The sequence below is a fragment of the Thauera sp. K11 genome, from assembly GCF_002354895.1.
Classification (GTDB): Bacteria; Pseudomonadota; Gammaproteobacteria; order Burkholderiales; family Rhodocyclaceae; genus Thauera; species Thauera sinica.
Genome location: NZ_CP023439.1, coordinates 4,954,765 through 4,974,893, shown reverse-complemented (window position 1 = coordinate 4,974,893; position 20,129 = coordinate 4,954,765). Strand labels below are relative to the sequence as shown.

Genomic DNA, 20,129 nt, shown 5'->3' with positions numbered 1-20,129 from the left:
GGACGGAATCGCGCCATGCCGGACACGACCGTCCGCCGGCCCCGCGCGGCAAGGGTAGTTGCAAAGGCGGAATGTTTGACCGGCGTCAACACCCGCCGCGGCCAGCCGGACTCTAATTCCTGAAACTTTTAGACAGCGTCTAGATCCGGCCGGCGCGCCCGAAGGAAGTGGAAGTCGCGAACCGGCCCGTCAGGTTTTTCATCGCGAGAAAGGGGAGCAGGAAATGATGCGAATGAAGATGGTGGGCATTGCCGTCTCGGCAGTGATTGCGGGCACTGCATGGGCGGCGGCGACGCGCGACGAGCCGATCACGCCGATCCGTCCGCCGGTGCAGGTCAACCTCGGGATGGTGGAACTGGGCAAGAAGCTGTACTTCGATCCGCGCCTGTCGAAGTCGGGCTTCATCTCCTGTAACTCCTGTCACAACCTGTCGATGGGCGGCACCGACAACATCCCGACCTCGATCGGCGACAAGTGGCAGCAGGGCCCGATCAACGCCCCCACGGTGCTCAACTCCAGCCTGAACGTGGCGCAGTTCTGGGACGGCCGCGCGGCCGACCTGAAGGCGCAGGCCGGCGGCCCGATCGCCAACCCGGGCGAGATGGCCTTCACCCATACGCTGGCGCTGGACGTGCTCGAATCGATCCCGGCCTACGTGCGTGAATTCAAGCAGGTCTTCGGCAAGGACAAGATCGACATCGACCAGGTGACGCTGGCCATCGCCGAGTTCGAGAAGACGCTGGTGACGCCCAATTCGCGCTTCGACCAGTGGCTGCTGGGCAAGGACGACGCGCTGACGCCGGCGGAGCTTGAGGGCTACAACCTGTTCAAGAACAGCGGCTGCGTGGCGTGCCACAACGGCGAAGCGGTGGGCGGCAACTCATTCCAGAAGATGGGCCTGGTCGAGCCGTACAAGGCCAGCAGCCCGGCCGAAGGCCGCTCGGCGGTGACGGGCAAGGACGCCGACCGCTTCAACTTCAAGGTGCCGACGCTGCGCAACGTGGAAATGACCTATCCGTACTTCCACGACGGCGCCGCCAACACGCTGACCGAGGCCGTCGACACCATGGGCCGCCTGCAACTGGGCAAGAAATTCACGAAGGACGAGAACGCCAGGATCGTCGCCTTCCTGAAGACGCTGACCGGCGAGCAGCCGAAATTCACGCTGCCGATCCTGCCGCCGTCCTCGGACGCGACGCCGCGTCCCAAGCCCTTCAACTGACCGCAACCGCGTGCCTTGCCCGCCGCGGGCAGGGCGCGCGCCTTGCGCGATACACAAAATGGGCGGAACAGCCCATCATCACGAACGAAACGAACCACCCTGCCGACAGAGATGAACGCATACTCCTTTGCCGATGCCGTCGCGTGCCTGCGCAACGCCGGCGTGGCGGTCACCCGGCCGCGGATCGAGATCGCGCGCATAATGTTCTCCCGGCCTGTCCACCTCACCGCGGAACAGGTCTTCGAGCGCGTGCGCACGGCCTCGCCGGAAACCTCCCGGGCAACGGTGTACAACACGCTGAACTTCTTTTCCGAGAAGAAACTGGTGCGAAAACTGTTGGTCACCCCCCAGCACGTGATCTTCGATTCGACTCCCACTCCCCATTTCCACCTGTTCGATGCCGACACGGGGGAAATCTCCGATCTCGACCCGCAGGACCTGAAGGTCGTCGGCCAGCCGAAACTGCCCGAAGGCGTGGAGCTGGAAGAAGTCGACGTCATCGTCCGCGTGCGCAGCAGGAAATCCTGACACCATGACTTCGTCGCCCTCACGAGATACCGCCGCCAAGCCCGCCAGCGCCTGGAAGGTCTTCGACCTCGACTCCCTCAGGAAGCACGTCGAGGGCAGCGAGCCGCGCATCCACGAGTTCCTGCGCAGCGCCGCGATGTCCTGTGCGATCTACCGGCTCCCGGCGGGCGCCCGCGACATGCAGGCGCCCCACCTGGAAGACGAGGTCTATCTGGTGCTGGAAGGAAAGGCGCGGCTGCATCTGGGCGACCAGGTCGAGGAGGTCGGCCCTGGCATGGTGCTGTTCGTCGGCGCCACGACGGAGCATTCCTTCTTCGACATCCAGGAAGACCTGACGCTATTGGCCATCTTCGGCCCGGCGCCCGGCACGCTGCAGCGCCGCGGCGCCGGCCCGAGCCCCGGCAGCCGCGCGTAGCGGCGCCGGCGCGAGAAGCGCCCGGCCTCTTGTCAAACGCCACCCGGAGAAGACGGAACCGGCCCATCCTTCCGGGCCCGGGCCGCAGCCCGCTGCGGCCGGCAGCGATGCCGGCCGGATGCTCAGAGCCAGGTTCCGCCCTGCCGTTCGTCCGGCGTCCGCGTGGCGGGGTCGAAGTCGTGGATCCAGCCCAGGTGGTGCAGCATTTCCTCGCGCTGGCCGAGCCGCGCGTTGCGCCGGTCGGCGGCGGAGCCGTCGGGCAGATGCAGCACGTCGGCGGTGGAGATCGACGCGAACTGGACCTTGCGCGTGCGCCCGCGGCGCAGGCGTTCGTAGTTCTCCAGCGCCGGCCCGAAGCGGTCGGGACCGCATTCGCCCAGGCTGGCGGCGAGCACCACCGCATCCTCGATGGACTGGTTGGCACCCTGGCCGTGATGCGGCACCAGCGCATGCGCCGCGTCGCCCAGGAGCGTGACCCGGCCCCGCGTCCAGCGCCCCAGCGGCGGACGGTGGAACAGCGCCCAGCGGCTGCTGGTCGGCACGGCGGTGATCATCTGCACCACCGCCGGGTGCCAGTTGGCGAAGTGCCGCAACTGCTCGCCCTGCTCGGCGCCGGTCACCCACTCGCGCACCGGCCACGGCGACGGATGGCGCTCGACGAGCAGGAAGTTGTGGTCGCCGCTGCCGATCGGGTAGTGCAGCAGATGGCCGCCCGGACCGATCCAGAACTGGATGGCGTCGGGATCGGGCAGCAGGTCGAGCATCTCCGGCGGGACGATGCCGCGGAAACCCGAGCAACCGGAATAGAGCGCGTCGTCGTAGCCGAGCATCCAGCGCCGCACCAGCGAGCGCGCGCCGTCGGCGCCGATCACCAGGTCGGCCCGGGCGGAGCTGCCGTCCTCGAATTCGAGCACGACCTCGCGGCCGTCGTCCTTCAGGTCGCGCAGCCGCTTGTCGAGATGAATACGATCCATGCCGACGGTCCGCGACAGGATGGCCTGCAGGTCGGCACGGTGGATGCCCCAGTAGCAGGCGCCGAACTGCCCCTCGTAGGTCGGCTCGCCGCCGTGCCGGCCGATCACCCTGCCGTCGCGGCCGTCGCGGTAGATCAGGGTCGAAATCGAGAAACACACCTCGTCGAACCTCTCGCGCAGGCCGATGCGGTCGTAGAACCGGGTCGCGTTCGCCGACAGCGCGACCGCCGCGCCCACTTCCCTCAGTTCGGCCGTCTGTTCGTAGAGATCGACCTCGATGCCGTGCTCGCGCAGGGCGAGTGCCAGCGTCAGGCCGCCGATGCCGGCGCCGACGACCGCGATCTTCCAGTCTCCTTTGCTCATGAATCTCCATCCTCTGGTGGTTGTCGTTGTTGCGGCGCCCGGCACCCTGGCCACGGTGCGCCGCAGTCCGTCGGCGCAGGAGACCGGTTCGCTCCCCGCGCCCCCATGCCTGCGGCCGCTCGCGGCGCGCAGGCATGGATCTGGCGGAGCAGAGATTAGACATCCCCACGATATGACTCAATGCACCATGTCTTATGGGCTCCATGATTCACAGTCATAGTCCACCCGCCCGATGTCGCCCGCGAGGTTAGGGCACGGATCGCCTGCGAGGCACCCCTCGCCCAGCCGAAATCCCGCCCGGCGGCCGCAGAGCCGGCACGGTTGCACGGCCGGGTCGCTGGCTCGACAGGCATCATTTCGTATTTTCCGAAATATCACTCTCGGTTTATCTGATTTTTCTTTCATCATCCAGCGGCTATCCTTCGGCGCGTTCGCCTCTTCCCCAACGGAGTTGCACATGAAGACGTTCTCGCTGGTGGCCGCCGTGCTCGCGCTCGGCCTGACGCTGTCCGCACCCGACGCCGAAGCGGCCAAGCGCCTCGGCGGCGGCACCTCTTCGGGCATGCAGAGAAGCATGAGCGCCCCCGACCGCGCGCCCTCGGCCGCGCCCCCGCAGGCTCCCGCCGCCTCGGCGGCGACGCGCTCGCCCGCCGCCGCGACTGCCGCATCCCAGGCCCAGCCCAAGCGCTCGTGGATGGGGCCGATCGCCGGCCTGGCCGCGGGCCTGGGCCTTGCGGCGCTGGCCTCCCACCTTGGATTCGGCGAGGAACTCGCCTCGATGATGATGATCGGCCTGCTGGTGATGGCGGTGCTGGTCGTGGTCGGCCTCATCATGCGGCGCCGCGCGGGCGGCCCGCAGCCGGCGATGGCAGGAACAGGCGGCATGCAGTATGCCGGCCAGGCGCCGCAGGCCCGCGATGCGGCCATGCCGCAACCCGGTCACGGCGCCTTCGCCGGCGCTGCCGCCGGCCAGCCCGCCGCGGCGCATGGCCTGCCGGCCGGTTTCGATGCCGAAGCCTTCGTGCGCCAGGCCAAGGTGAACTTCATCCGCCTGCAAGCCTCCAACGACGCGGGCAACCTCGACGACCTGCGCGAATTCACCACGCCGGAGATGTTCGCCGAACTGAAGACCAACATCCTCGCGCGCGGCGACGCATCGCAACAGACCGACATCGTGCAGATCGACGCCGAGGTGCTCGAGGTGGCCGAGGAAGCCTCGCGCTACGTGGTCAGCGTCCGCTACAGTGGCCTCCTCCGCGAAGACCGGGACGGCCCGACCGAGCAGATCGACGAGATCTGGCACCTGGTCAAGCCGCGCGCCGGCAACGGCGGCTGGCTGCTCGCCGGCATGCAGCAGGCGTAAGGAGCGGGACCTTTCCTGTACGGGGAGGGGGCGCCGGGCGGCGCCCCCTCCCCTTTCCAGTTGGAGGAAGCACGACATGCTCGACCAGGTCGCCGAGAGAATCGCGAGCCGGATCATCGTCGGCCTGCTGCTCGGCGGCCTGCTGCTCCTGAGCTATTCGGTGCTGCACCCCTTCATCGTGCCGGTGGCGTGGGCGGTCATCATCGCCTTCGCCACCTGGCCGCTGTACCAGGTCCTGCGCGCGCGGCTGCCGCGCCTTCCCACCCTGAGCGCGCTCATCATGACGCTGCTGCTGAGCGCGGCCTTCGTGCTGCCGGCGCTATGGATGGCGGCGCTGCTGCGCGGCGAGATCAGCCTGGCGATCGGCACGGTGGTGTCGCACATCCGGCAGGGGCCGCCGGCACTGCCCGAGTTTATCCGCGACCTGCCGTGGGTGGGCGACCTGCTGCAGGGCATGTTGGACGATCTGACCGGCGACGTCGAAGCCTTCAAGGCGCGGCTCACCGAATGGGTGCGGCAGGGCGCGGATCTCCTCGTGGTCCTCATCGGCGACGTCGGCCGCAACGCCGCCAAGCTGGGCTTCGCGCTGATCACCGTGTTCTTCCTGTACCGCGACGGCGAACTCGTGCTGGGGCAGGTGCAGCGGGTGCTGCACCGCTTCCTCGGCGCACGGGTGGACGACTACCTGGCCGCGGTGGGCGGAATGACCAAGGCGGTGATTTGGGGGCTGGTCGCCACCGCGCTGGTGCAGGGCTTCTTCGCCGGGCTGGGCTACTGGTGGGCAGGCCTGTCGGCCCCGGTGCTGCTCGGGGCGGTGACCGCGCTGGTCGCCATGATCCCGTTCGGCACGCCGTTCGCATGGGGCTCCATCGGCGTCTGGCTGCTGGTCAGCGGCGACACCCGCGCCGGCATCGGCCTGCTGCTGTGGGGCACGCTGGTGGTGAGCTGGGTGGACAACCTGGTGCGCCCGCTGGTCATCAGCAATGCGACGCGCATCCCCTTCCTGCTGGTGATGTTCGGCGTGCTCGGCGGACTGACGGCTTTCGGCCTGGTCGGCCTGTTCCTCGGGCCGGTGATCCTCGCGGTGCTGATGGCGGTGTGGCGGGAATGGATCGGCGAATCGGCGCAGGCATCGCCGCCGGCTCCGCCCGCCGCGGCAGCGCCCCCGGGCGCGCCCTTGCGCGCGCCGGACCAGGCCCGCCGGACGGAAGGCTGAGCCCGGCCCGTGCAGGCGGGCGGCCGGACCGGCGTCAATGGCAGACGACACCATCGCATGAAAGGGGCGACAGCCGGCGCCATTGCATCGCCGTGCGACATCGCGAACAATTCCCGCCACCCGCACACCGCCCGGCCATCGTGTCGAAACTGCACAACTCCCGCCTGATGCGCATCGCCTTCCTGTGGCTGGGCTGCATCGCCCTGCTTCTGGGCGCGCTCGGCGTGGTCCTGCCGCTGCTGCCGACCACGCCTTTCGTGCTGCTGGCGGCGGCCTGCTTCGCCCGCGGCTCGGAACGTTTCCACCGCCGCCTGCTCGCGCACCGCATCGCCGGACCGATCGTGCGCGAATGGGAAGAGCATCGCAGCATGCCGCCGGGGGTCAAGCCCTGGGCCTTCGGGCTGATGTTCGTCTCCTTCGGCGTGTCGATGCTGATCGTGCCCGCGACCTGGCACCGCCTCATGCTGCTGTGCATCGCCGCCGTGCTGACTTTCTTCCTGTGGCGCGTGCCGGTGCGCGCGCCCGGCGCGGCGCGGTCAGCCGGCGCCGCCGGCGAAACCCGGGAGTGAAGAGCTGCTGCTGCGCCGCACCACCCAGCCGCCCATCGCCAGCACGTCCATGTCGGTGCGCAGGAAGCACGCCAGCGCCTCTTCCGGCCGGCAGACCACCGGCTCGTTTTCGTTGAACGACGTGTTGAGCACCATGGGCACGCCGGTGATGTCGCAAAAGGCGCGGATCAGGCGGTAGTACAGCGGGTTCGCGCGCTCTTCCACCGTCTGCAGCCGCCCCGAGCCATCCACGTGCGTCACCGCCGGCACCTGCGGCCGGCGCTCGGCGCGGATACGGAACACCTGCGACATGAAGGGCACGTCGCCATCCTGCTCGAACCATGCGGCAACCGCCTCGCGCAGCACCGACGGCGCGAACGGGCGGAAGGATTCGCGGCGCTTGATCTTGAGGTTGAGCACGTCCTTCATGTCCGCCCGCCGCGGATCGCCGAGGATGCTGCGGTTGCCGAGCGCACGCGGTCCCCACTCCATGCGCCCCTGGAACCAGCCCACCACCCTGCCCGCGGCGATGTCGGCGGCGGTACGCCGGACCAGTTCGCCGGCGTCGGCGATGCGTTCCAGCGTGCAGCCCGCCGCCGCGAGTTGCGCCGCGGCGGCATCCAGGACGCGGCCGATGGCCTCGTCGCCGAAGGCGGGGCCGAGGCCGGCATCCAGGAGCGCGGGCGCACGCGGAGCATCGCCATGCGGGCAGGCGCGATGCCAGGCCAGGAGCGCGGCGCCGATCGCCAGGCCGGCATCGCCCGGCGCCGGCGGCACATGCACGCGGCGAAACGGCGTGCGCAGGCGGATGCGGCCGTTCGCCGCCGAATTCAGCCCGCCGTCGCCACCCAGCGCCAGTGCGTCCAGGCCATGGCGCGCGTGCAGCGCATCGAGCAGATGGAACAGGGTTTCCTCGTAGATCGCCTGGGTGGCGCGGGCGATGTCGAAGTGGCGCGGCGCCAGCGGCTCCCCCGGCCGGCGCGCGGGGCCGAGCAGGGCTTCGAGCGCACAGCCGTCGCCGAGCAAGGCCGGATCGAGCCGGAAGCCGCCGTCCGGCCGCAACCCGACGAGGCGGCGCAACAGCGGCACGAGGGCTTCGCTGCCGTAGGGTGCCAGACCCATCACCTTGTATTCGTCGCCTTCGCCGGGAAACCCGATGTGCCGCGTCAGCATGCGGTAGAAAAGCCCCAGGGCATCGGGATGATCCTGCCCGCCGTGAAGCTCGATACGGGTGCCGCTGCCGACGCCCCAGACGGTGCGCGCGCCGGGCGCGGCGCCTGCCACCGACAACACCACCGCTTCGGGGAACGGCGACGCCAGGAAGGCGGCCGCCAGTTGCGCATCCTGGAGCGCGATGCCGACCACTTCGGGCACGGCGCGTGCGTCGCCCCTCGCGGCGGCCGGTTCGCCGGCCAGACCGGAACGCAGTTCGCGCAGCATGTCCGGCGCGGCCCGCGGTTCCACCGCGACCGCCACCTGCGCCAGATCCGCCGGCGCCATGCCGGCTTCGGCGAGGCAGTAGCGGATCGCCTCGCGCGGGAAGCCGGCCCAGTGCTTGATGCGGCGAAAGCGCTCTTCCTCGGCGGCAGCGACGACGATGCCGTCACGGACCAGGCAGGCGGCGGAATCGGGGCGGAAGGCGGAAACGCCGAGGATGAAGGGCATGCGGGCGGGCAAAGGAGTGATGCGGCGTGTGCTGCACGCCTCGCCCAGTGTGCGGCGCCCGGCCCCGTCCCGCAAGCCGCCGGAACCGGCACGCCGGCGCTGCCGGCCCGTGCCGCGGGGGCGTCCTGCAGCACTCAGGACTTCGCGTAGCCGTGCCGCGCCAGCACCGGAATCCAGCACTTGTCGACCACTTGCCCGAAACCCGCCTGCGTGGGGTGCAGTTCGTTGTCCCAGTCCTTCTCGTGGTTCGCCGAAACGAGGCATCCGGCGGAGCGGATGAAATACACGCGCTCGTGGGTCGCGGCGAAACCCTCGTACATCTTCGCCAGGCGGTCGATCAGGATGCGGCAGATCGCCCGGCGCAGCGCCATCTCCCCGTCGACACGCCGCACCTCCATCGCCGGCCGCAGCCATGGGCCGGTGATCTTCAGGTCGGCGAGCTTGAAGCCGCGGCCGTCGGGGACGGGGTAGTCGTAGCTGTGCAGGAAGATGTCCGGGCGCTGGACCGGACCGCCGGCGTAGGCGTCGGCGATGCGCTGCAGCAGCGCACTCAGCGCCGCCGACAGCTTGCCGATGAAGACCGCCATCGTGTCCTCGTCGATGCATTCCTCGGCCGTTTCCATGCCGCTGCAGTTGCGCTTGAGCGCAAGCCGGTAGTCGACCGCGTCGTTGCCCGCGCCGCTGACCAGGATCGCCGAATAGACGCCACGAAAGCCGGCCGACAGATGCTTCTCGAGCTGCTTCGCATGGCGCCCGAACACGTATTCCTCCAGCTTGGCGCCGTTGTAGCCCAGCATCTGGACGATGCGGTACGGGTCCTTGAGCCGCTTGTGTTCGACCAGCGCCTGCAGCACGTTGTTGCGCGGATACCAGAACCAGGAATCCCCGATCGCCAGCATCGCCGGAAACAGCCCCGGCTCCCAGGTATCGGTGGGGAGATAGATGCGGGACGTGCTCATGCGGGCCTCCTCGGATGCGCCGGGAAATGCGTTTGCGATTTCCGCCTGTGCTCCCGGTATAGCAGCAGCCGCGGCAGGCGCAAGGAGGCCGGTTCGCGGCCGCCGCGACGGGCGCCCCTCCGGCACGGCCCGCGCCGCCGGATTCAGTTTTCCGGCGCGCGCCCGGCCGGCGGCGCCAGCCAGGCGTTGACGGCCTCGATGCCGGGCTCGTCCAGCGTCCCCACCAGGCTCTGCAGGCGCAGGCGGGAGACGATGTAGCGATACCTCGCCACCGCCAGGTCGCGCTTGACGCTCACGCGCTGCTGCTGCGCGTCGAGGATGTCGATGCGGCTGCGCGTGCCGGCCTGGAAGCCCTTCTGGTTGGAAAACACCGCCTGCCCGGCGGAGCGCTCGGCCTGCTCCAGCGCGCGCACCCGCAGCACCCCCTCGGCGACGTTCTGAAACTCCTTGCGGATCTCCTGCCCGACCTCGCGCCGGCGGGCCTCGTACTGCTGCTCGGCGCGCTCGATGCCGGCCAGGGCCTGGCGGGTCTGCGACACCGTGTAGCCGCCGGCGAAGAGCGGCACGTTGACCTGCACGCCGACCAGCGTGGTCAGGTAGCGCGTGTCGATCGACACGTTGTTCTCGCTCTCGCTCCTGCTGCGCTGGGCGACCAGATCGACCGTGGGGTAGTGCCCGGCGCGCGCCTTGTCGAGTTCCTGCCGCGCGACCTCGATGTCGGCGCGCAGCGCGCGCAGTTCCGGATTCACCTCTTCGCCGCGCGCGATCCATTCTTCCGCGTCGGCCGGCTGCGGCGGCTGCAGCTCCATGCGCGCCGGATCGAGCGCGGCGAGCGCATCGACCGGCCGATCGATGATGGTCTGCAGTTGCCGCCGCGTGTAGCCCAGGTTCTGGCTGGCTTCGAGTTCCTGCGCCAGCGTGAGGTCGTAGCGCGCCTGCGCGTCGTCGATGTCGGTGCGCGTGCCCTGCCCGGCGGCGAAGGCGCGCTTCGATGCTTCGAGCTGGGCGGCGTAGGCTTCCTTCTGCGCGATCACCAGCGCATGCTGGTCCTGCGCCAGCAGCGCGTCGAAATAGGCGCCGGCCAGGCGCACCAGCAGGTCCTGCAGGCTGCGGTCCAGCGTCGCCTCCGCCCCTTCCACCTGGTGCCGCGCCTGCCGGTACTGCGCGAAGCCGTACATGCGCAGCACCGGCTGGCGCAGCGTCAGCGCGTAGTTGCTGCTGACGTAGTCGAAGCTGTCGGTGGCCGTGCGGCCGAAGACGTCGGGCGCCTCGCGCTCGGTGCTGTTCCTGCTGCGCGTCAGGCTCGCCGAAACGCTGGGCAGCAACTGGGCGCGGGCCTGCGGCACGGCCTCGCGGCTGGCCGCGGCCTGCGCGCGCGACGCCTGGTGGCGGGCGTCGTTCTGCAGGGCCAGCCGGTAGCTGTCGAGCAGGTCGAGCGCTGCGGCCGGCGGCGCCGGCAGCAGCGCTGCCAGGCCGAGGGCCGCGGCGGCGGCCCGCCACGCCGCGCCGCGCGAAAGCGCGGAATGTGCCGTCCCCCGCATGGCTCACTCCTCCTTCATCGACGCGGCCATGCGCTTGAGCAGCGGATGCAGCAGGTAGGCGAGCACGGTGCGCTCCCCGGTGCGGATCACCACCTCGGCAGGCATTCCGGCCTGCATCTGGCGGTCGCCGAGTTCCTTCATGCCCTGCGGCGTCAGCGAGATGCGCGCCAGGTAGTAGGACAGCCTGGTCTCCGGATCGGCGACGAGATCGGACGACACCGAATCCACCCTGCCCTGCACCACCAGCGCCGGCGAATGCGCGAAGGACGCGAAGCGGACGTCGGTCTCCATGCCCGGCTGCACGCGGTCGATCATGTGCGGCGGCACCTTCGTCTCGAGCAGCAGGGCCTCGTCCTGCGGCACCACGTCCATCAGCTTCTGCCCCGGGGCGATGACGCCGCCCACCGTCTGCGCCACCAGACCGACGACCTGCCCCTCGGCCGGCGAGCGTATCGTCGTGCGCGCCAGTTCGTCACCGGCGGCCTTCAGCTTCTCGGCGTCGGCCTGCACCTCGCGGCGGATCTCGGCGAGCTGCGCATCCACTTCCTTGCGGTATTCCTGCGTGCGCTGCACGGTGCGCAGCTTCATCTCGGCGATCGAGCGGCGCGCGCGCTGGATGTTGCCCTGCAGGTCGGCCACCGAACCGGCCGCCTCGGCCGCCAGCCGCTGCACCTCGAGCTGCTTGTTGCGCGGCGCATAGCCCTCCTGCACCAGTTCGCGCAGGCCCTCCAGTTCGTCCTGCAGCAGTTCGAGCTGGGTGCGGCGCGCCGCCAGCATGCCCTCGTAGCCGCGGATGGCGGCCTCTTCGCCCCGTATGCCCTCGCGGATCGCGTCGATTTCCGCCTGCAGGGCGCTACGCCGCGCGACGAAGAGGCTTTGCTGGTTGTCCGTGGTCTGCCGGATCACCGGATCCGCGGCGGCCTGCTGCAGGTCGGGGTGGAAGACGATCTCCGCCCGGCCGGCCTGCTCCGCCATCAGCCGGCCTTCCATCGCGCGCAGGGTCAGGTAGTGCTGGCGGATCGACTCGTAGTTCGCCAGCGCCACCGCGCTGTCGATGCGCAGCAGCGGATCGCCGCCGCGCACGAACTGGCCTTCCTTGACGAAGACCTCGGTGACGATGCCGCCCGACAGGTGCTGCACCGCCTTGCGCTTGGTATCGATCGCGACCATGCCGGCGGTCGGCACGCCCTCGTCGAGCGGAGCGAGCGCCGCCCACAGCAGGAAGCCGCCGAAGCCCAGGCCGAGCACCCACATGCCCAGCCGCGCCGGATGGCCGGTGTCGAGCGGCAAGGCGGGATCGGCGTCGGGCACCGCGCCCGTGGAGGAGGGTCCGGCACCGGCCGCGTCACGGCCGGGGATCAGCTTGCGAATCGCCATGTGGAACTTCCGTAAGACGGACTGCGAAAAAGGGTCTGCTCAGGCCGGCTGCGGCACTGCTCCGCCGGGCGCGGCGCGCGTGCCGGCCGCCAGTTCGGCGAGCACCTGCCGGGGCGGTCCGTCGTGGGTGATCGCGCCGTCGTCCATGACCAGCAGGCGGTCGGCGGAACCGACGATGCCGCGGCGGTGCGTGATCAGGAAGACGGTGCTGCCCTGCTGCTTCAGGTCCTCCACCGCGCGCCCCAGAGCGGCCTCGCCGACGTCGTCGAGATTGGAATTGGGCTCGTCGAGCACGACGATGCGCGGATCGCCATACAGCGCCCGCGCCAGCCCGAGGCGCTGGCGCTGCCCGCCCGACAGCGTGCCGCCGGCCTCGCCGATCTGCGTGTCGTAGCCCTGCGCGAAGCGCAGGATCATGTCATGCACGCCGGCGCGCTCGCAGGCGCGGATCACCCCGGCCGGGTCCAGTTCGCCGAAGCGCGCGACGTTCTCGGCGATGCTGCCTTCGAAGAGTTCGATGTCCTGCGGCAGGTAGCCGATGTGGGGGCCGAGCGCCTCGCGGTCCCGGTTCTCGATCGGCTCGCCGTCGATCAGCACGCGCCCGCCGCGATGCGGCCAGATGCCGACCAGCGCGCGCGCCAGCGTGGACTTGCCCGACCCCGACGGGCCGACGATGGCGATCACCTCGCCTGGGCCGAAATCCGCGCTCAGATCCTTCAGGATGGGCTGCGCGCGCCCCGGCGCGGTGGCCGTCAGGTGCTCGATCCGCACACGCCCCGACGGCGCATCGTGCCCCGGACCGATGCCGGGGGCCGGCGCCGGATGTCCGGCCAGCAGCGCATCGAGGCTGCGGAAGGCCCGGCGCGCACCCAGGAAGGGCTTCCAGTTCGCCACCATCTGGTCCAGCGGCTGCGTCGCGCGCCCCATCAGCACGTTGGCGGCGATCATCGCCCCGGCGGTCAGCTCGCCCTCGATCACCAGCAGCGCGCCGGCGCCGAGGGTGAGCGACTGCAGCGTGTAGCGCAGAAATTTGGTCAGCGCCAGCATCCTCGCGCCCAGGTCGGCCGCCCGCGCGTTCAGCGCCAGATGCCGCCGGTGGCGGGCCTGCCAGCGCTGCCTGAGGTTGCCGAGCATGCCCATCGCCTCGATCGCCTCGGCATTGCGCAGCTTGCCATGCACGAACGCACCCACCTGCGAGCCCGCCTCGAGCGCGGCCTCGACCGGCTTTTGCGTGAGGCGGTGCGACAGCCACGCGAGGCCGGCCAGCAGCAGCGCGAACACCACGCCCAGCACGCCCAGCATCGGATGCAGCATGAACAGCACGGCGAGGTAGATCGGCGTCCACGGCGCGTCCATGAAGGCGAACAGGCCGTTGCCGGTCATGAACTGGCGCAGGCTGGTCAGATCGGAAAAGGTGCGCGCCGGATTGCGCCCGCCGTGGTTCAGGCTGGACCGGAAGCCGGCCTGGAACACGCGCACGCCGAGCAGCGCGTCGAAGCACACGCCCAGGCGTACCAGCAGCCGCGCACGGGCCCATTCCGCGAAGGCCATCGCCGCGAAGCAGAACAGCATGACCAGCGTCACCGCGACCAGCGTGAGGCTGCTGCGGCTGACCATCACCCGGTCGTAGATCTGCAGCATGTAGATCGTGGGCGTCAGCATCAGCAGGTTGACGAGCACGGAGAACGCCATGCAGACGGCGAACTCGCGCCGGAACCCCCACAGCGCCGCGCCCAGGGCGCTCTGCCGGACGAAGGGAGGCGTCTTCATGCCGTCACCGGGCGCGGCGCCACGGCGGGCGGGGCTGCGCGCTGCAGGCCGGCGAGGACCTCGTCGCGCGGGCCGAAAGCCTTGACGCGGCCGTCCTGCAGCACGAGCACCAGATCGACCGCGGGCAGCACGCTGGTGCGATGGGTGATGATGACGACCGTCGCGCCCCGCGCCTTCAGTGCGAACAGGGTCTGCAGCAGCGCCTGCTCGCCCGCCTCGTCGAGGTTGGAGTTCGGCTCGTCGAGCACGACCAGGCGCGGCTCGCCGTAGATCGCCCGCGCCAGGCCGATGCGCTGGCGCATGCCGCCCGACAGGATGCAGCCCTCGTCGCCGATCCCGCTGTCGTAACCCGAGGGCAGCGCGAGGATCTGCCCATGGACGCCGACCGCGCGCGCCGCCGCCTTGACCGCCTCGCGGTCGGGCTCGCCGAAACGGGCGATGTTCTCGGCCAGCGTGCCGTCGAAGAGTTCCACGTCCTGCGGCAGGTAGCCGACGTGCGGGCCCAGTTCGGCCTTGTTCCACGGAAAGATGTCGACGCCGTCCAGCCTGACCTTGCCGCTGGCGGCCGGCCACACGCCCACCAGCAGCCTCGCCAGCGTCGACTTGCCCGAGGCGGCCGGCCCGATCAGCGCCAGCACCTTGCCGGGCGGCACGCCGAAATCGACCCCGCGCAGGATGGGCAGCGACGCGCCAGGCGCCGCGGCGACCACGCCTTCCACCGTCAGCAAGCCCTTGGGCGGCGGCAGCGGCATGCCGGGCGCGGGTGCCGGCACGGCGGCCAGCAGCCGGTCCACGCGCGCGAAGGCGTCGCGCGCATCGACCACCTGCCGCCACGCGCCGATGACCTGCACGATCGGCGCCAGCACCCGCACCCCAAGGGTGGAAGCCACGATCATCATGCCGCCGCCACCGGGAAACCTCCCTTCGATGAGCAGCCAGCAGCCGGCGCCCAGCAGCAGCGACGACTGCGTGAGCTGTACGAACTTCGCCATCGACGCGTAGTTGCCCGCCTTGTCCGAGGCCCGCGCCTGCAGCGCGAGGAACTCGTTCTGCCGCTTCAGCCAGCGCCGCCGGATGCCGGCCTGCATGCCCATGGCCTCGATCACCTCGGCATTGCGCAGGCTATCGGCGGCGTAGCTCTGCGCAGCGATCGCGGCCCGGTTGGCATGTGCGAGCGGCGGCTGGGTGTCGCGCTCGGTGAGCCAGGCCAGGCCGACCTGGATCAGCGCGCCGATGATGGACATCCAGCCCAGCACGGGATCGATCAAGAAGATGGCCAGGATGTAGAGCATCGCCAGCGGCACGTCGATCAGCGCCGTCGCCGCCGGGCCGTGGATGAATTCGCGCACCGTGCGCAGGTCGTTGAGCACCTGGGCGGTGGCGCCCGGCACGCGCCGCAGCCCGGCCGCGAACAGGGCATCGAAGACGCGCCCGCCGACGCGCGCATCGAACCTCGACGCCGCATCGTGCAACACCCGGCTGCGCACCCACTCCAGCACCTCCATCACCGCATAGACGGCCACGATCAGCAGCGTGAGCATCGCCAGGGTCGTGCCGCTGCGGCTGTTCACGACGCGGTCGTACACCTCCAGCATGTAGAGGGTCGGCGTCATCACCAGCAGGTTGATGAAGAAGCTGAAGAAGACGACCTGCCGGATCAGCGACTTCTGCGCGTCGAGGGCGGCGCGCAGGTCGGACGGCGTGTCGCCGGGCTTGATGGCCATGGGTCGGGTCTTTGCGGATTCTTGCGGTCGCGTCGGATTCTACGCGGACCGCCGCCGCCGACGCGTATCAATCCCTTTCGGCGGGACCGCCGCGGCCGCGTCTCCGGCGGCGCGGCCGGCCTGCCTCGACCGTCTTCCAGCGGATCGCAGAGGACCACATCCAAGAGACGAAAGTAGCCGCTTCTTCTACGCGGGTTCACACATGGCCCGGTAACTCATTGAACGGTAAGAATTTCCATGGCGATCCCTCGAAATATAATGACAAAAGAGTAAATGGCCAGTGCTTCTGGGATAATGCGCAAATGGCATCATCCAGACGATCACTTTCCGGCCAAGTTCCGGTTCCGCAAACCACCGCAAACGCGTAAGCCCGCGCCGACCGGAAGCCACGCCTGAGGATCATCGGATGGATACGCTACGGCGACAAAACCGCCTGCGGCGGCACGGTGGCTGAGGGCTTGCCGAATTACACCAGCCACGGGCGGGCGATTTCCGTCCAGGGCGCCCGGAAGAATTTCCATGGATTTAACGAGCAGAGGCCACCTCAGGCGTCCAAGGCTATTGATCGCCTGCATACTCATTTTGGGACTGCTGGGATGTTTCACTCTCAGCAATGCGGTGCTGTATGCGCATTCGTCTGGGGACTTCCTTTACGCATCAATGCCAATGCTGCTCACGACAGTGATTTACATGCACCGCAGATACCCGACGAAATTGGGATGGTTTGCCATTGCATTCCTGCTCCTGGCACCGTCAATCGCAGGAACTATTGGCGGACTTACGTCCATCTATTTCGACATTGGCACCAAATATGGCTGGGGAATGCTAATTGACGTCCTATTGATTGATCTTGCGATTTTCCTCGTCATAGCGTGTCTTCTCCATGCTGCCAGTATCACTGATGCCGCCAGGCCTTGACCTTCGCGGTCCGCCGCCCTCCTTTGCCCGGCGCGGTGCCGTCGTTCAGCCCAGGCGCTCGTCCCGCAGGTGCTGCCGCAGCGGACCGAGCACGCGCCTTGCCAGTTCGAAGAAGGTTTCGTCCAGCGCCACCGGCTCGCCGCGCAGGGCGAGGCGGTAGGCGGGGTCGCTGCCTTCGCCGTGCTCCGGCCGGTTGCCGCCGCTCCATCGCGCATGGGCCCTGGCGCCGTTGTCGCCATTGGCCACGCAGGCCCAGGCCGACTTGGGGAAGAAGTGCAGCGGGCGGCTCAATCCTTCGCGGTACAGCGCGAGCGCGTCGCCCAGCAGGCGGTGCGCCTCGGCGGCTGCCAAGGGCGGGAACGCGAACGTGCCGTCGCGCGACAAGCCCCGGGTTTCGCATGCCGCGCCGGCGACCGGCGCGGCGCACAGTGCCAGATGCGAGAACCATGCGGAAAGATAGTCGGCGACGCGGGTGTCGTCGTAGCGCTGGCGCAGCAGGCCGCCGGGGTGCAGGTTCGCGAATGCCGCGGTCAGCGTCCAGCGCTCCGCGCCGAGTTCGAACTCGATCCGCGACACCTGCGGCGGCAGCGGGGCGTCCGCCGTCGCCACCGCCACCGCTGAGGCGAAGCCGCGCAGGCTGGCCAGTTCGCGCAGCAGTTCGCCCTCGCCCAGCGCGCCGGGCGGATACTCGCCGCCGGCGCGCGCCAGTTCGAGCAGGTCCGCGGAAGGCGCTGCCGCGGCATCCGTCCCTCCCGCCGGCCGGTCGAGCAGGGCCGGCAGCAGGCGCTGCGCCAGCGCCTGCCGCGCCGGCCAGTCGGGGATGAAGCCTTCCACGTCCTCGAGTTCGTCGTCGGCCTCGGGCAGGTCGAGGCCGATGCGCTCGCGCAGCAGGTAGCGGCAGGGGTTGCCGAAGAAGCGGATCAACTGCGCCAGGCCCACGTCGCGCCATTCCTCGCCGGGCGGCGGCAGCGGCGCGATGAAGAAGGGACGATGCACCGCGTCGTCGACCGGGCGGTCCTCACCGTCGGCAGCGCTGCCCTCGTCTTCGCCGCCTTCGTCCCCGGCCTGCGCATCATCCATGCCGGCGGTTCCGCCGGACGCGGCTCCCAGCCGGGCGGCGAGCGCCGCGGCGTATTCCTCGTGGTAGCTGACGAGGCGCGGATCGCGCTGCGGCGACGGCAGGAAGTAATCGGCCGCGAACGGCTGCAGCGGATGCGCCACCGTCAGCCGGCGGCGCGCGGCGGCCAGCGAGGCGGGATCGGCGGGGTCCGCGGCGCAGGCCGCCGCCAGGGTGTCGAACAGTTCGTCCACCAGCACCGACGGCGGCAGAACACCGCCGTCGCGCACACTGCGCCCGACGTAGGACAGATGCAGCACGTCGCGCGCCGACAGCAGTACGTCGAGGAACAGGTTGCGGTCGTCGAGCCGGCGCTGACGGTCGCCGCGCTGCGGGCGCGCCGCCATCAGGTCGAACTCGGCAGCGCGGTCGCTGCCGGGAAAGGCGCCGTGGTCGAGCCCGATCACGCACACCACCCGGTAGGGCAGGCCGCGCAGCGCGGGCAGGGCTGAAAACGTCACCGTGCCGCCGGGCACGCCGCCGCGCGCAGGATCGTCGAGCAGGCCGGCGAGCGCCGCATGCACCACGTCCGGCGGCACCGGCGCGGACAGGCCGCCGCCGGCGATGGACTCGGCGAGCGATGCGACGGCCGCGCGCACGTCGCGCAGCTCGTCGGCCCACGCCACGCTGTCGCCGACCAGCGCCGCCAGCGCCTCGCCCAGCGTCCGGCGCCATCCCTCGGCGTCCTGCGGACGCAGCAGTGCCTCGCGCAGCGCACGCAGGGTCCGGGCGTAGCGCCAGAAGCGGCCGAGCGCGAGCGCGGCATTGCCCTCCGGCGCCGCCGCGCCGATGCGGCCGGCGAAGGGGGCCTGCCACGACGCCTCGCCAGCCGCCCAGGCGAGATACAGCCGGTGCAGACCCTCGTCCAGCGTATGGCGGGCAGGGCCGCCGTCGCCGCCCAGCCCCCAGCGGATGCCGGCGGCGCGCATCCAGTCATGGACCGTGGCGAGCGCGGCCTCGTCCAGGCCGAAGTTCGCCGCCACCGGCGGCTGTTGCAGCAGGTCGAACACGCGGCTCGCCGGAAAGCGCCCCGCGGCCAGCGTCAGCAGGCGGTCCAGCACCTGCGCCACCGGGTTCTCGCGCGTGCCGCCCAGGCCGGTGATGCGCCACGGAATGCGCCGGCCGGCCGGCGCGGTGCCGAACACCGCCTCGATGAGTGGCGCGGCGGCGTCCAAATCGGGCGTCAGCACCACGATCTCGTCGGGCCGCGGCGGGTTGCGCCCGGCGAAGAGGCCGAGCAGGCGGTCGTGCAGCACCTCCAGTTCGCGCGTGCGCGAATGGCAGGCGTGCAGTTCGATGCTGCGGTCGCGCTCGGCCAGCGCCACGCTGCCGGGCTCGAGATCCTGCAGGTCGAGAATGGCGTTCTGCAGGCGTGCCAGCACGTGTTTGCCCGGATGCGGCGCGAACGCGGCTTCTTCCTGCACCTCGCGCTCGCCGTCGAAGAGCAGGCCGATGTGCGCCTGGGTCTGCCGCCCCCACGCGGCCAGCAGCCGGTTGCCGGTTTCGTGGAACATGTCCTGCTGGCGGCTGGCGAGCCAGGACAGGCGGCGTGCATCGACGATCTCGAACCAGTATTCGCGGCAGGGATTGAGCACGTACAGCCGCACTTCGACCACCCGCGCCAGTTCGCGCAGCATCTCCAGGTAGAGCGGCGGCAGCGCCGGCAGGCCGAACACATGCACCGTGCGCGGCAGGCCGGCGGCGGCGAGTTCGGCCTCGCCCATCGCCGCGACGCGCCGCAGGAAGAGCGCCGCCGGATGCTCCTGGCGCAGGTGCAGGCCGGCGCGGATGCGCCGCCAGAGTTCGGCCTGCCAGGCTTCGTCGGCGCGTTCGGCCTCGGTCGCCGCGCCCTGCACCGCCGCCTTGCCGGCGGCCCATTGCTCGAGCCAGCGCGGCCGGTAGGTCAGGTAGTGGTCGAACACCCGCGCGATGCGCCCGGCGAGTTCGAAGCGCATCGCCGCGTCCGCGCCCTCCAGGTAGCGCGCCAGGCGGGGATGCGCCGGCAGCCAGCCGTCCGCGGCGGCGGAATCGAGCAGGCCGTGGATGCGCCAGGCGAGCAGCGCCGGCGCGAACGGCGAGCGCTCCGGCACCTCGACCACGCGGCCGATCTGCGCCCACAGCCACTGCGCCAGGTAGGCGAAGTCCAGATTGGCGCAGACGCCTTCGCGCGCGGCGACCGCGAGTTCCACCCTGCGCCGCAGCGCGCTGCTCGGCACCACCACGTGGCGCCGGCCGAAAGGCCCGGGCCGCTCGTCGGCGAGGCGGTCGAGCAGCATGTCGAGCAGGATTTCGAAACGGTTCGAGAAGGCGAGGTGGAACATCGGCAAGGCGCTTGCGGAAGGACTGCATTGTGCCATCCGCCGCCCGCCGGACGGCCTCCGTCGCTGCGCGACACCCTCCCCGCGGGAGGAGAGCGCCTCCTTCGGGCG

General features: G+C 70.3%; 15 protein-coding genes. 7 read left to right on the top strand and 8 right to left on the bottom strand.

What is annotated here, in order from left to right; translation table 11 throughout:
* Positions 1–223 precede the first annotated feature (223 nt).
* From CCZ27_RS21685 to CCZ27_RS21675, 3 genes are all read left to right on the top strand, one after another.
* Positions 224–1,222 (top strand): cytochrome-c peroxidase, encoded by a 999-nt coding sequence (locus tag CCZ27_RS21685; protein ID WP_198363220.1) that lies wholly within the window; start codon positions 224–226, stop codon positions 1,220–1,222.
* 111 nt (positions 1,223–1,333) lie between these two features.
* Entirely contained in the window at positions 1,334–1,750 is a 417-nt protein-coding gene (locus tag CCZ27_RS21680; protein WP_096451710.1) for a Fur family transcriptional regulator, read from the top strand.
* A gap of 4 nt (positions 1,751–1,754) precedes the next feature.
* The gene (locus CCZ27_RS21675; RefSeq protein ID WP_096451708.1) at positions 1,755–2,165 is read left to right on the top strand and encodes a cupin domain-containing protein; all 411 of its coding nucleotides are present in this window, start codon (positions 1,755–1,757) and stop codon (positions 2,163–2,165) included.
* A gap of 122 nt (positions 2,166–2,287) precedes the next feature.
* Here CCZ27_RS21675 and CCZ27_RS21670 read toward each other — a convergent pair whose 3' ends face one another.
* The gene (locus CCZ27_RS21670) at positions 2,288–3,502 is read right to left on the bottom strand and encodes an FAD-dependent monooxygenase (protein ID WP_096451706.1); all 1,215 of its coding nucleotides are present in this window, start codon (positions 3,500–3,502) and stop codon (positions 2,288–2,290) included.
* 457 nt (positions 3,503–3,959) lie between these two features.
* On the opposite strand from CCZ27_RS21670, the gene CCZ27_RS21665 reads away from it, so the two are divergent.
* From CCZ27_RS21665 to CCZ27_RS21655, 3 genes are all read left to right on the top strand, one after another.
* The gene (locus tag CCZ27_RS21665) at positions 3,960–4,865 is read left to right on the top strand and encodes a Tim44 domain-containing protein (protein WP_096451704.1); all 906 of its coding nucleotides are present in this window, start codon (positions 3,960–3,962) and stop codon (positions 4,863–4,865) included.
* Positions 4,866–4,941: 76 nt separating this feature from the next.
* Positions 4,942–6,081, top strand: coding sequence for an AI-2E family transporter (locus CCZ27_RS21660; protein ID WP_096451702.1), 1,140 nt, complete (start codon positions 4,942–4,944; stop codon positions 6,079–6,081).
* A gap of 140 nt (positions 6,082–6,221) precedes the next feature.
* Positions 6,222–6,650: a YbaN family protein gene (locus CCZ27_RS21655; RefSeq protein WP_232516491.1), complete on the top strand. Its 429-nt coding sequence runs from the start codon at positions 6,222–6,224 to the stop codon at positions 6,648–6,650.
* Here CCZ27_RS21655 and CCZ27_RS21650 read toward each other — a convergent pair.
* From CCZ27_RS21650 to CCZ27_RS21625, 6 genes are all read right to left on the bottom strand, one after another.
* Entirely contained in the window at positions 6,618–8,294 is a 1,677-nt protein-coding gene (locus CCZ27_RS21650) for a carbamoyltransferase family protein (RefSeq protein ID WP_096451700.1), read from the bottom strand. The two genes, CCZ27_RS21655 and CCZ27_RS21650, sit on opposite strands and share 33 nt — an antisense overlap.
* Positions 8,295–8,428: 134 nt before the next feature.
* A complete protein-coding gene (locus tag CCZ27_RS21645) occupies positions 8,429–9,253 on the bottom strand; it encodes a hypothetical protein (RefSeq protein ID WP_096451698.1) in 825 nt (274 codons plus the stop codon).
* A gap of 143 nt (positions 9,254–9,396) precedes the next feature.
* On the bottom strand, positions 9,397–10,794 hold the full coding sequence (locus CCZ27_RS21640) for a TolC family outer membrane protein (RefSeq protein ID WP_096451696.1): 1,398 nt from the start codon (positions 10,792–10,794) through the stop codon (positions 9,397–9,399).
* A gap of 3 nt (positions 10,795–10,797) precedes the next feature.
* Positions 10,798–12,171 carry an HlyD family type I secretion periplasmic adaptor subunit gene (locus CCZ27_RS21635; RefSeq protein WP_096451694.1) on the bottom strand — a complete coding sequence of 458 codons (1,374 nt, stop codon included), beginning with the start codon at positions 12,169–12,171 and terminating at the stop codon, positions 10,798–10,800.
* A 39-nt stretch (positions 12,172–12,210) separates the two neighbouring features.
* Positions 12,211–13,941, bottom strand: coding sequence for a type I secretion system permease/ATPase (locus CCZ27_RS21630; RefSeq protein ID WP_096451692.1), 1,731 nt, complete (start codon positions 13,939–13,941; stop codon positions 12,211–12,213).
* Positions 13,938–15,665, bottom strand: coding sequence for a type I secretion system permease/ATPase (locus CCZ27_RS21625; protein ID WP_096451690.1), 1,728 nt, complete (start codon positions 15,663–15,665; stop codon positions 13,938–13,940). The genes CCZ27_RS21630 and CCZ27_RS21625 overlap by 4 nt, the downstream gene beginning before the upstream one ends.
* Before the next feature lie 519 nt (positions 15,666–16,184).
* Here CCZ27_RS21625 and CCZ27_RS21620 point away from each other — a divergent pair.
* Positions 16,185–16,583: a hypothetical protein gene (locus CCZ27_RS21620; RefSeq protein ID WP_157748681.1), complete on the top strand. Its 399-nt coding sequence runs from the start codon at positions 16,185–16,187 to the stop codon at positions 16,581–16,583.
* Between the two features lie 45 nt (positions 16,584–16,628).
* On the opposite strand, the gene recC is transcribed toward CCZ27_RS21620, so the two are convergent.
* Positions 16,629–20,021, bottom strand: a complete 3,393-nt coding sequence (recC, locus tag CCZ27_RS21615; RefSeq protein ID WP_096451686.1) for an exodeoxyribonuclease V subunit gamma — start codon at positions 20,019–20,021, stop codon at positions 16,629–16,631.
* Positions 20,022–20,129 lie beyond the last annotated feature (108 nt).